We start from the raw sequence: 11,678 nt of genomic DNA, 5'->3' as shown, positions 1-11,678 counted from the left end.
TCATCGGCGGCCTGCGCTCCTTCGACCTGATCTGGACGATGACGCGCGGCGGCCCCGGCTTCACCAGCGACACCATCGCCTCGATCATCTACAAGCAGTACCAGGCCGGCTTCTTCGGCCTGTCCACCGCCGGGAACGTGATCCTGTTCATCGTCGTCACGGCCATCGCCGTCCCGCTCAACTACTACCTCGGCAAGAGGCAGGTGGCCGCATGAGAACGCTCAAGAGACTCAGCGCGGAGGCGGTCGCGCTGGTGCTGGCCACCGCGATCTTCCTGGTGCCGTTCGCGCTCATGCTGCTGACCGCCGTCAAGGACCCGCAGCAGGCCATCGACCTGGACTTCGCCTGGCCGACGAGCTGGCCGGTGGTGGAGAACTTCATGGCCGTCGTCGAGGCGCGCGACTACGTGCTGCTGCGCGCCTACGTCAACAGCACGATCATCACCGTCGCCTCGGTGGCGCTGCTGGTGGTCTTCGCCGCGATGGCCTCGTTCGTGCTGCAGCGCCGCCCCGGCAAGGTGGCCAGGCTGGCGGACTTCCTGGTGCTGTCGGGGCTGATCATCCCGCCCGCGGTGGTGCCGACGATCTGGCTGCTGCAGGCGCTGGGCCTGTTCAAGACGCTGCCCGGGATGATCCTGGCCGAGGTGGCCTTCAACCTGTCGTTCGCGATGCTGCTGTTCCGCGCGTTCATCGCGGCCATCCCGCGCGAGCTGGACGAGGCCGCCCAGATCGACGGCTGCAGCGGCCTGCGGCTGTTCTTCCGGGTGATCTTCCCGCTGCTGCGGCCGGTCACCATCACGGTGATCCTGGTCAGCTCGGTCAACATCTTCAACGACTTCGTCAACCCGCTCTACCTGCTGCCCGGCGACGACAACGCCACCGTGCAGGTCACGCTCTACAACTTCCAGAGCCAGTACAACACCCAGTGGAACCTGCTGTTCATGGACATCGTCCTGATCACCATCCCGCCGCTGGTGCTGTTCGTCTTCTTCAACCGCAAGATCGTCGCCGGGATGACCGCCGGCGCCATCAAGGGCTAAGGAGCACCTTGCTTAACGTCACCGCGCCCGCCTTCGAGCACCACACCGACCCGCTCGGCATCGGCGAAAGCGCGCCCCGCCTGTCCTGGACCGTCACCACCGACACCGCCGGCTGGACCCAGGCCGGCTACGAGATCGAGCTCGGCGACGGCACGGCCACCGGCCTGGTCGAGTCGGCGGAGTCGGTGCTCGTCCCCTGGCCGGGCGCGCCGCTGGGCTCGCGCGAGCGGCGCGGCGCCCGCGTGCGGGTGCACGGCGCCGACGGCTCGGTCAGCGACTGGAGCGAGTGGTCGCATGTGGAGGCCGGGCTGCTGGACCCGGCCGACTGGCGGGCCTCGGCCGCCGCGCCCTCGCTGGAGCTGCTCGGCGTCCCCGACGGCCCCGCGCTGCTGCTGCGCCGCGACTTCACCCTGCGCGGCCCTCTCGCCAAGGCCCGCCTGTACGTCACCGCGCACGGCGTCTTCGAGGCGGAGCTGAACGGCGAGGTCGTCGGCGACGAGGTGCTCGCGCCCGGCTGGACCAGCTACCGCAACCGCCTGCGCTACCGCACCCACGACGTCACCGGGCTGCTGCGCGAGGGCGCCAACACGCTCGGCGCGACCCTCGCCGACGGCTGGTACCGGGGCAGGGTCGGCTTCCTGGGCGGCAAGACCGACATCTACGGCGACCGTACGGCGCTGATCGCCCAGTTGGAGATCACCTACGAGGACGGCACCCGCGACCTGGTCGCCACCGACGAGCACTGGCGCTGCGCCACCGGCCCGGTCACCTCGGCCAGCCTGTACGACGGCGAGAAGCACGACGCCCGCCTGCACCCGGCAGGCTGGTCGCGGCCGGGCTTCGACGACTCGGCCTGGCTGCCCGCCGACGCCCTCGCCCACGACCCGGCGCTGCTGGTCGCGCCGACCGGCCCGCCCGTGCGCCGCACGGAGACGGTGTCGCCGGTGGAGGTGCTGGCCGGCCCGTCCGGTGAGACGATCCTGGACTTCGGCCAGAACCTCGTCGGCCGCCTGCGCATCCGCGTCCAGGGCCCGGCCGGGCACACCGTCACCCTGCGCCACGCCGAGGTGCTGGAGAACGGCGCCCTGGCGATCCGCCCGCTGCGCGACGCCGCCGCGCTCGACCAGTACACCCTGCGCGGCGACGCCGGGCCGGAGACCTACGAGCCGCGCTTCACCACGCACGGCTTCCGCTACGCCCAGATCGACGGCTGGCCTGGGCAGCTCGACCCGGCCGACGTCCAGGCCGTGGTCTGCCACACCGACATGCGGCCGATCGGCACGTTCGAGTGCTCCGACCCGCTGCTCAACCGGCTGCACGACAACGTCGTGTGGAGCATGCGCGGCAACTACGTCGATCTGCCCACCGACTGCCCCCAGCGCGACGAGCGGCTCGGCTGGACCGGCGACATCCAGGTCTTCGCCCCCGCCGCCGCCTTCCTCTTCGACTGCGCGGGACCGCTGTCGTCGTGGCTGGCGGACCTGGCGGCCGAACAGTCCGAGGTGGGCACGGTGCCGCACTACGTGCCGTGGGTGCCGCTGGTGTTCGACGTCTCGCCCACCGCCGCGTGGGGCGACGCCGCCGTGCTCGTCCCGTGGGTGCTCTACCAGCGCACCGGCGACCTCGGCCTGCTGGGCTCGCAGTACGCCAGCATGGCCGCGTGGGTCGACCAGGTCGGCACGCTCACCCGCGGCCACCTGTGGGACAGGGGCTTCCAGTTCGGCGACTGGCTCGACCCGGCCGCGCCCCCGGACGACCCCGGCAAGGCCCGTACCGACCACGCGCTCGTCGCCACCGCCTACCATGCCTGGACGGCCCCGGTCCTGGCCGAGACGGCGGCGCTGCTCGGCCACGACGCCGACGCCGCCCGCTACGCGGAGCTAGCCGAGCGGGTGCGGGCGGCCTTCCGCCGCGAGTTCGTCACCCCGTCGGGGCGGCTGGCCTGCGACACCCAGACCGCCTACGCCCTGGCCCTCACCGCAGACCTGCTGGACGGGCCCGAGCAGCGCGAGCGCGCCGGGCGGCGGCTGGTCGAGCTGGTGGCCGCCGACGACCACCGCATCGGCACCGGCTTCGTCGGCACGCCGCTCATCTGCGACGCCCTCTGCTCGGTCGGCGCGTACGACACCGCGTACAAGCTGCTCACCCAGCGCGCCTGCCCGTCGTGGCTGTACCCGGTGACGATGGGCGCCACCACGATCTGGGAGCGCTGGGACAGCATGCTGCCCGACGGCTCCGTCAACCCGGGCGAGATGACCTCGTTCAACCACTACGCGCTCGGCGCGGTCGCGGACTGGATGCACCGCACGGTCGCCGGTCTGGCCCCGGCCGAGCCCGGCTACCGCAAGCTCCTGGTCCGGCCGCGGCCCGGCGGCGGGCTCACGCACGCCCGCGCCACCCACCTCACCCCGTACGGCGAGGCGGAGGTGGCGTGGCGGCTGGACGGCGAGCGGCTGTCCGTCACCGTCCAGGTGCCGCAGAACACCACCGCCGTCGTCGAGCTGCCGGGCGAGCCCGCTGTGGAGGCCGGGCCCGGACAGCACGTCTTCCACTGCGTCACCACCCCCCGGTAGAGGAGACACCTATGCGGCGTTACGCCTGCTCCTGCCCGTAGCACTCGCCGCCGTGGTCGCGCCGCCGCTCCAGCCCGCCCTGGCGGCGGCCCGCGACCCGTACCCCAGCCGGCGCCGAGACCGCCCAGCTCTGCGTGACGCTGCCGGGGCGCGCGGCCGGCCGTCCGCTGTCGGTCTGGGACACGGCGGCCGGGCGCTGGACGACCGTGCCGGGCACGTACCGGGTGCAGGCCGGGCGGTCGTCGCGGGACCTGCCGCTGAGCGCCGCCGTAGGGTGACCGCCCGCCGCCTCCCCGGGGAAGCGGCGGGCGGTGAGGCTCGCCACGCGACCGAATGAGCACCAAACTGGTCATTCCGGGCGGTGTTCAGGAGCGGACATGGACGAGCAGCGGCACCCCGAGGACCGGAGCATCGACGTGGTCGCCATGATCACGTCGGCCGGCGGCCTGGTAGCGCTGATCAACGTGCTGCGGGCGCTGCCCGCGCAACTGCCGGCGGCGGTGGTCGTGCAGCAGCACCTGGGCGGCCAGGGCAGCGCGCTGACGCAGATCCTGAGCCAGCGCACCGGCCGCGAGGTGGCCTGGACGGTGGACGGCGGGCTGCTGTCGGCGGGGCAGATCCTGGTGTGCCCGCCGAGGGCGCGGATGGAGGTGCTGCCGGACGGCACGTGCGCGGTGATCGACAGGGAGGTGGGGGCGCGCGACCATCCGCACGACGCGCTGCTGCGCTCGCTGGCGGACGCGTACGGCTCCCGCGGGCTGGCGGTGGTGCTGACCGGGATGGGACGCGACGGCGCAAAGGGCGCGGTGGCGGTGCGGGAGTCCGGCGGTTTCGTGATCGCGCAGAGCGCCGAGAGCGCCGAGCACGAGTCGATGCCCTCCGCCGCGGCGCCGGCCGCGCACCTGGTGCTGCCGCTCGGCGAGATCGGCTCGGTGGTCGGCGACATGGTGCACGGCCGGCCGCTGCCCCGCCCGCGCTCGGAGATCGAGGCGGCGGCGCAGTTGTTCCACGGGCCGGGGGAGATCGAGCGGCTGCTGCGGGCCAAGGACTGGTTCGCCACGCCGCTGGGCCCGGTGACGCAGTGGCCGCCGGTGCTGCGGGCGATGGTGCGCACGACCCTGGACTCCGGTTATCCGATGGCGGTGTGGTGGGGGCCGCGGCTCATCCAGATCTACAACGAGCTGTGGCGGCAGTTCCTCGGCACCACCAAGCATCCGCAGGCGCTGGTGGGCCGGGCCGAGGAGACGTGGCCGGAGCTGTGGTGGTTCGTGGGCCCGATGACCGAGCACGTCATGACGCGCGGGCAGGCCACCGGCGGCGAGAACATGCCGATGCTGATGGACCGCAACGGCCTGCTGGAGGAGGTGTTCGCCACCTTCACCTACTCCCCCATCACTGACGCGTCGGGCGCGGTCGCGGGCATCCACAACACCGCGCTGGACACCACCGCGACGATGGTGGGCGAGCGGCGGATGCGCACCCTGCGGGCGGTGGCGGCCCAGACGACCGGGGCGGAGACGCCGCGCCGGGCCTGCGAGCTGGCCGCGGCGGCGCTCGCGTCCGAGCCGGCCGACGTGCCGTTCGTCCTGCTCTACCTGCTGGACCACCGGCGAAGGCAGGCGCGGCTGGCGGGCGCCGCCGGGCTCGAACCCGGCACGTTCGCCGCGCCGCACCTGATCGACCTCGCCCTCGGCGGCGCGGTCTGGCCGGTGCCGCGCCTGCTCGGCGAGACGGCCTCGGCGAAGGCGGGCGATCGCGGCGGCATGATGGTGGAGAACCTGGACGAGCGGTTCAAGGGGCTGCTCCCGCCGCCGCCCACGCCCGCCGGGGCGCTGCCGCCGCGCGCGGCGTTCCTGCTGCCGATGCATCTCGAGGCCGACGCGAACGTGCCGGGCGTCCTGATCGTCGGGCTGAACCCGCACCGGCCGTTCGACGACGGCTACCGGGGCTTCCTGGACCTGCTCACCGGGCAGATCAGCGCCGCGGTCGCCCAGGCGCGGGCCCGCTGGCGCGAGCAGCAGCGGCTGCAGCGGCTGGCCGACCTGGACCGGGCCAAGACGGAGTTCTTCTCCAACGTCTCCCACGAGTTCCGCACCCCGCTGACCCTGATGCTGGCGCCGCTGGAGGAGATGCTCACCCAGGCCGACCGGCTGCCCGGCGGGATGGCGGCCGAGGTCGCCTTGGTGCACCGCAACGCGCGGCGGCTGCTGCGGCTGGTGGGCACGCTGCTGGACTTCTCCGCCGTGGAGGCGGGACGGCTGCGGGCGCACTTCGTGCCGACCGACCTGGCGGCGCTGACGGCGGAGATCGCCTCCATGTTCCGCAGCGCGGCCACGGTCGCCGGGCTGGAGCTGATCGTGGACACGCCGCCGCTGCCCGAGGCCGTGTGGGTCGACCAGGAGATGTGGGAGAAGATCGTCTCCAACCTGATCTCCAACGCGCTGAAGTTCACCTGGACCGGATCGATCAAGGTCTACCTGCGGGCCCTGCCCAAGCACGCCGAGCTGGTGGTGCGCGACACCGGCGTGGGCATCCCGGCCGCGGAGCTGCCGCACATCTTCAAGCGCTTCCACCGGGTGCCGGACGTCCGCGGGCGCACCCACGAGGGCGTCGGCATCGGGCTGGCGCTGGTGGACGAGCTGATCCGCCGCCACCACGGCCGCGCGCGCGTCACCAGCGAGGAGGGCGGCGGCACCACCTTCACCGTGTGGCTGCCGCTGGGCCGCCGGCCCGCCCTCGGCTCGGAACCGGCCGCCGAGCCGCATCCGGGGGCGATCGCCGCCGCGATGGCGGAGGAGGCCAGGCACTGGGACGCCGACCGCGAGCAGACCCTCGCCGCGATCGGCCTCGACGACACGCCGCTGCCGGACGGCCTGGCCGCCCCCGGCTTCGCGGCGACCCTGGCGCGCGTCCTCGTCGTGGACGACAACGCCGACATGCGCGACTACCTGGCCCGGCTGCTCAGCCCCGCCTGGGAGGTGAGCGTCGCCGGCGACGGCGAGGAGGCGCTCCGCCTGGCCCGGCGCGACCCGCCCGACCTGGTGCTGGCCGACGTGATGATGCCGCGCCTGGACGGCTTCGCGCTGCTGCGCGGGATCCGCTCCGACGAGACGCTGGCCGCCGTCCCTGTCATCCTGGTCACGGCCCGCGCCGGCGAGGAGACCGCGATCGAGGGGCTGCTGGCCGGCGCCGACGACTACGTGGTCAAGCCGTTCTCGGCCCGCGAGCTGGTGGCCAGGGTCGAGGCGCAACTCCAGCTCGCCGGGATGCGCCGCCGGGTCGCGGCCACCGACGCCTACCGGCTGGCGCTCACCGACGCGCTGCGCTCTCTGGAGGACCCGACCGTCATCCAGCAGCGCGCCGTGGAGATACTCGGCCGGGAGCTGCGGGTCGAGAACGCCCACTACGCCGAGGTGGACACCGGCGCCGGGCTCATCCACGTCTACGGCGACTACAGCCCGGGACGCCCGCCGCTGCGCGGCACCTACCCGCTGGCGGACTGGGGCGGCGACCTGCTCGCGCGTACCCTCGGCAAGGGCGAGACGCTCGTCGTCGCGGACGTCACCGCCACCGACATGGGGCAGGACGCCCAGGCCCGCTGGCTGGGCGCGGGGGCCTGCGCGGTCGTCGAGGCGCCGCTGATCAACGTGGGCCGGTGGGTCGGGCACCTGGCCGTCCTGCAGAGCCTGCCGCGCAAGTGGACCGCTGACGAGATCGCCATCGTGGAGGAGACGGCGGTCAGGACGTGGGCGTTCGTGCAGCGCGCCCGGGCCGAGCAGGAGCTGCGGGAGTCGGAGCAGCGTTTCCGCTCGCTGGCCGACGCCGCTCCCGCGCTGATCTGGCACCTCGACACCCGGGGGCTCACCCGGTTCGTCAACCGGCGCTACCTCGACTACACGGGGCTCGCGCTGGAGCGGGTGCTCGGCGAGGAGTGGCATCACGTGCTGCACCCGGACGACGCGGACGGCTACCTGGCCGCGCTGCGCGGGGGTGCGGCCAGCCGCGGGGCGTGGCAGAGCCGGGCCAGGATCCGGGGGCACGACGGCCTCTACCGGGAGTTCGAGACGCACGCCTCGCCGCTGTTCGACCGCGACGGCACCTATCTGGGTCAGGTGGGCATCTCCTTCGACGTGACGAGCGGCTGACCGGGCGCGGGCTCAGCCCTGGGCCGGCAGGCGCAGCGCGATGACGGCGATGTCGTCCAGGCCGGTGGTGGGCAGCCCGCTGAGCAACTGGTCGCAGAACTTGTCCACGGGCTGGCCCGCGAGCGGCTCCGCCATCCGCCGCAGCCGGTCCAGCCCCCGGTCGAGATGCTCGCCGGGATGCTCGACGAGACCGTCGGTGTAGAGCAGGAGGGTGCTGCCCGGCGGCAGCGGCGCGGTCCGCGAGACGCGGCCCTCGCGGGAGGGCAGGCCGAGCAGCGGGCTGACGGCGTCGTCCAGGTAGCGGCCCCGGCCCTCCTGGGTGATCAGCAGCGGCGGCGGATGGCCGGCCGTGGCGTACCGCAGCCGGTGGCCGTCCTCGCACTCCTCCACCCTGGCGTACACGCAGGTGGCGGTGATGTCGCCGGACAGCGACTCCATCGCGATGTTGAGCCGGGTGAGGATCTCCCCCGGCGGCTCGCGGCGGTCCATGGCCAGCGCGCGCAGCATGTTGCGCAACTGGCTCATCGCCACGGCGGCGCCCAGGTCGTGTCCGGCCACGTCGCCGATCACCAGCGCGGGCACGCCGTCGGGCAGCACGAACGAGTCGTACCAGTCGCCGCCCACCTCCGCCGCGGCCGGGCTGGCGCGATAGCGGGCGACGATCCGCATGCCGGGCACCCGGGGCGGCTCGGCGAGCAGGCTGTACTGCAGGGCCAGCGCGATCTGCTGGGCGCGCTGGAAGCGGATGGCCCTGCTCAGCGCGTCGTGGGCGTTGACGAACATGCGGTTCAGCAGGGAGATGTCGGCCCGCCTGATCGCCGGGCGGTTCCCGCACGTCACCACGCAGACCAGCGCCGACACCGCCCCGTCGACGATGACCGGGAGCACCAGCACGCCGTTGGCGTCGTTCGCCTCCAGCCACGGCCTGGTGCCCCGGGGCACCAGGCCGGGCGGCGGCGAACCGGCGGGGAAGGTCTTGAGCACGGGCCGCCGCTGCCGGACGACCTGGGCGAAGGTGTTGCTCGCCGGCAGGCGCTCCTCGCTGTACGGCGGCAGCCGCACCAGCCCTGGACGCGCCGCGGTCGCCAGCCGCTCGACGACGAACGGGTCGGCGTCGTCCCGCTGGCCGATGAGGTCGGTGACGAGGTAGACGCCGCAGCCGTCGGCCAGCTCGGGCACGATCACGTCGGCCAGCGCGCCGAGCATCTCCTGCAGGCTCCGCAGTTGCGCCGTGGCGATGGCCGCGCGGTCCAGCAGGCGCTGGCGCCGCTGCTCCTGCCACTGCTGCTCGACGTCGATGGACGAGCCCACCCACTCCACGATCTGCCCGTCCTCGCAGATCGGCACCGCGCGGAGCTGGAAGTGCCGGTAGCCGCCCGCGACGGTGCGCAGCCGGTAGACGTGCTCCCACAGCTCGGTGGACCGGCCGACGGCCCGCAGCCAGGACTCCACGGTGGCGGGGCGGTCGTCGGGGTGCACGGTGCGCAGCCAGCGCTGGCCGCGGTAGTCCTCCCATCGCTGCCCAGTCACCCGCTCCCAGCTCGGGCTGGGCTCGGACACGTACCCGTCCCTGCTGGTCACCCAGAAGATGTCCGCGCTGACCCGCATCAGGCTCTCGTAGCGGCGCAGGATGCGGCGGCGCTGCTCGGCCAGGTCCGTGACCTGGCGGGCGGCCGTGGTCTGCTCGGTCACCTCCATCATCACGGCGAGCACGCCGTAGTCGCCCGGGCCGAACACGACGCGTGACAGGCTGCGGGTGTAGAACCGCTCCCTCGCACCCGGCTGCCCCGGCTCGGCCTCCGAAGTGGTGACGAACGGCTCGCCGGTGCTGTGGACGCGGTCGAACTGGCGGCGGTGGTGGCGCCGTACGAAGCCGGCGAACGCCTCGTCGAGCGGCACTTCGCCGCGCGGGTCGCTGAACTGTGACCGGTACAGGGCGTTGGTGTAGACCAGCCGGTGTTCGGGGCCGCGTGTCACCGCGATCCCCACCGGCGCGAGGTCCAGCGTCTCGAACGCCAGGCCGGTGTGCCCGTCGTCGCCAACAGCACCCATGGTGACCTCCCCCGAGGGCCACGAACACCACGGCTCTACCCGGTCATGGGCAGGTGAGAACGCTTTTTTGCTCAGCCCGTACGATCGCCGCCGTCCAGCAGACGGCCGCGCACGGCGTCGAGGATCCGCTCCGACAGGGCGTCGCCGGCGCAGGCCCGCGCCAGCATCAGCGCCCCGACCATCGCGGACAGCTCGGCGAGCACCGTCTCCTCGTCGGCCCCGTCGAGCTGCCGCATCGCCTCGACCAGGTCGCGCAGGCCGTCGGTGAAGGCCTGCCTGAGCGGGTCGCCGGGCTCCGCGCGGCCCGCGTCCACCGCCAGGGCCGCGCCGGGGCAGCCGAGCGCGGCGTTGTCGCGGTGCAGCACGGACAGGTAGCCGTCGAGGAAGGCGGCCCTGGCGGGGGTCTCGGGGTCGCCGCCCTCGGTCAGGTCGTCCAGGGCCTTGACCCGTTCGGCGAAGGCGGCCGAGCAGGCCCGTGCGATCAGGTCGTCCTTGGAGGCGAAGTGGCGGTAGAAGCCGCCGTGGGTGAGCCCCGCCGCCGCCATCGCCTGCGGGACGCTCACGTTTCCCGCGCCGTACGCGCGCACCAGCTTCGCCGCGGCCTCGATCACCTGCTCGCGGTGCCGCTCCGCGTCGGCCCTGGATGCTCTGGGCATGTCGTCCGCACTTCCCTCGTGATATAGATGATGCTCATAATCTATTCTATCGGAAGGAGGCCCCCCATGGTCGCGATCAAGAACGCGGTGGCGCTGGTGACCGGCGGTCAGCGAGGTCTGGGCAAGGCGATCGCCGAAGCGCTCCTGGAGCGCGGGGCGGCCAAGGTCTACGTGACCGCCCGCAAGCCCGCCCCCGACGCCGACCCGCGCGTCCACCCCGTGCCCCTCGACGTCACCGACCAGGACGCCGTCTCGGCCCTGGCCGGGCAGGCCCGCGACGTGAACGTCGTGGTCAACAACGCGGGCGTCCTGCTCCCCGCCCCGCTGCTGAAGGCCGACATGGCGGACGTGCTCGCGACGTTCGACACCAACGTGTTCGGCGCCCTGCGCGTGGCGCGCGCCTTCGCCCCGATCCTGGCCGCCAACGGCGGCGGAGCCCTGGCCGACCTGCACTCCGTGTTGTCCTGGGGCGCCGGCGCCGCCGCCTACGGCGCCTCGAAGGCCGCCCTCTGGTCGATCACGAACTCCCTGCGCATCGAGCTCGCGCCGCAGGGCACGCAGGTCGTCGGCGTGCACCTGGGCTTCGCCGACACCGACATGGTGGCGGCCATCACGGCCCCCAAGGTCTCCCCCGCCGAGGTCGCCGCGGCGGTGCTGGACGGCCTGGAGAACGGGGACAGCGAGGTCCTGGTCGACGACTACACCAGGCGGATGAAGGCGGCGCTGGCCGGCCCCGTCGAAGGTCTCACCGTGTCCATCTGATTGGAGCGAACATGCCGCTGTGGCAGGTCTACCATCCCGCCGATGCCTTCTCCGAGCAGCAGAAACGCGAGTTCGCCGAGGAGGCCACCGGCTTCTACACCCGGTTCGGGCTGCCCGGGTTCTACGTCGTGACGCTCTTCCATCCGGTCCCGCCGGAGTCGTTCCTGGTCGGCGGCGTGCCGTCAGGCGACACCGTGCGGGTCGTGATCGAGCACATCGCCCGCCACGCCGACGACCCCGGGCTGCGCGAGCGCATGGCAGGGGCGCTGGGGCGCCTGCTGGCCAGGCACACGCAGGAGCGGGGGCTGCACTGCGAGTTCCACGTGGACGAGACGCCGCGGGACCTGTGGATGATCGACGGGCTGGCGCCGCCGCCCACGGGCAGCGAGGCGGAGCGGCTCTGGGCACGTGAGAACCGGCCTGTCCCGTATTGATGACGTTCCAAAATCAG

Annotated in this window: 8 protein-coding genes and 1 pseudogene; 6 read left to right on the top strand and 3 right to left on the bottom strand. The window is 73.3% G+C overall.

Going from position 1 to position 11,678, the window contains the following annotated elements; translation table 11 throughout:
* From ABD331_RS40170 to ABD331_RS40160, 3 genes and pseudogenes are all read left to right on the top strand, one after another.
* Positions 1 to 215, top strand: a pseudogene (locus ABD331_RS40170) (sugar ABC transporter permease); the annotation flags it as partial.
* Positions 212 to 1,039 carry a carbohydrate ABC transporter permease gene (locus ABD331_RS40165; protein WP_344487352.1) on the top strand — a complete coding sequence of 276 codons (828 nt, stop codon included), beginning with the start codon at positions 212 to 214 and terminating at the stop codon, positions 1,037 to 1,039. The pseudogene ABD331_RS40170 and the gene ABD331_RS40165, both read left to right, overlap by 4 nt.
* Before the next feature lie 8 nt (positions 1,040 to 1,047).
* Positions 1,048 to 3,612: a family 78 glycoside hydrolase catalytic domain gene (locus tag ABD331_RS40160; protein ID WP_344487350.1), complete on the top strand. Its 2,565-nt coding sequence runs from the start codon at positions 1,048 to 1,050 to the stop codon at positions 3,610 to 3,612.
* Positions 3,613 to 3,631: 19 nt separating this feature from the next.
* Here ABD331_RS40160 and ABD331_RS61105 read toward each other — a convergent pair whose 3' ends face one another.
* The gene (locus tag ABD331_RS61105) at positions 3,632 to 3,937 is read right to left on the bottom strand and encodes a hypothetical protein (protein ID WP_425566164.1); all 306 of its coding nucleotides are present in this window, start codon (positions 3,935 to 3,937) and stop codon (positions 3,632 to 3,634) included.
* 52 nt (positions 3,938 to 3,989) lie between these two features.
* Between ABD331_RS61105 and ABD331_RS40150 the strand changes: the two genes are divergently transcribed.
* Positions 3,990 to 7,757, top strand: a complete 3,768-nt coding sequence (locus tag ABD331_RS40150) for a chemotaxis protein CheB (protein WP_344487346.1) — start codon at positions 3,990 to 3,992, stop codon at positions 7,755 to 7,757.
* 12 nt (positions 7,758 to 7,769) lie between these two features.
* Here the strand turns inward: ABD331_RS40150 and ABD331_RS40145 are convergent, their stop codons facing one another.
* Together ABD331_RS40145 and ABD331_RS40140 are read right to left on the bottom strand one after the other, a co-directional pair.
* Positions 7,770 to 9,809, bottom strand: coding sequence for a SpoIIE family protein phosphatase (locus tag ABD331_RS40145; RefSeq protein ID WP_344487344.1), 2,040 nt, complete (start codon positions 9,807 to 9,809; stop codon positions 7,770 to 7,772).
* Positions 9,810 to 9,880: 71 nt separating this feature from the next.
* Positions 9,881 to 10,465: a TetR/AcrR family transcriptional regulator gene (locus ABD331_RS40140; protein WP_344487342.1), complete on the bottom strand. Its 585-nt coding sequence runs from the start codon at positions 10,463 to 10,465 to the stop codon at positions 9,881 to 9,883.
* 66 nt (positions 10,466 to 10,531) lie between these two features.
* Between ABD331_RS40140 and ABD331_RS40135 the strand changes: the two genes are divergently transcribed.
* On the top strand, positions 10,532 to 11,227 hold the full coding sequence (locus ABD331_RS40135) for an SDR family oxidoreductase (RefSeq protein WP_344487340.1): 696 nt from the start codon (positions 10,532 to 10,534) through the stop codon (positions 11,225 to 11,227).
* Between the two features lie 11 nt (positions 11,228 to 11,238).
* Positions 11,239 to 11,661, top strand: a complete 423-nt coding sequence (locus ABD331_RS40130; protein ID WP_344487338.1) for a tautomerase family protein — start codon at positions 11,239 to 11,241, stop codon at positions 11,659 to 11,661.
* The last annotated feature ends 17 nt before the right edge of the window (positions 11,662 to 11,678 follow it).

Origin of the sequence: Nonomuraea monospora (genome assembly GCF_039531895.1) — a bacterium.
Taxonomy (GTDB): Bacteria; Actinomycetota; Actinomycetes; order Streptosporangiales; family Streptosporangiaceae; genus Nonomuraea; species Nonomuraea monospora.
Note: the sequence above shows the minus strand (reverse complement) of the source record. Positions and strands in the feature narration are given on the sequence as shown.

Bases quoted from the DNA above. Each gene is read 5' to 3' on its own strand.
- ABD331_RS40165 (WP_344487352.1), top strand. From the start codon at position 212: ATGAGAACGCTCAAGAGACTCAGCGCGGAGGCGGTCGCGCTGGTGCTG.
- ABD331_RS40145 (WP_344487344.1), bottom strand. From the start codon at position 9,809: ATGGGTGCTGTTGGCGACGACGGGCACACCGGCCTGGCGTTCGAGACG.
- ABD331_RS40130 (WP_344487338.1), top strand. From the start codon at position 11,239: ATGCCGCTGTGGCAGGTCTACCATCCCGCCGATGCCTTCTCCGAGCAG.
- ABD331_RS40135 (WP_344487340.1), top strand. From the start codon at position 10,532: ATGGTCGCGATCAAGAACGCGGTGGCGCTGGTGACCGGCGGTCAGCGA.
- ABD331_RS40140 (WP_344487342.1), bottom strand. From the start codon at position 10,465: ATGCCCAGAGCATCCAGGGCCGACGCGGAGCGGCACCGCGAGCAGGTG.
- ABD331_RS40150 (WP_344487346.1), top strand. From the start codon at position 3,990: ATGGACGAGCAGCGGCACCCCGAGGACCGGAGCATCGACGTGGTCGCC.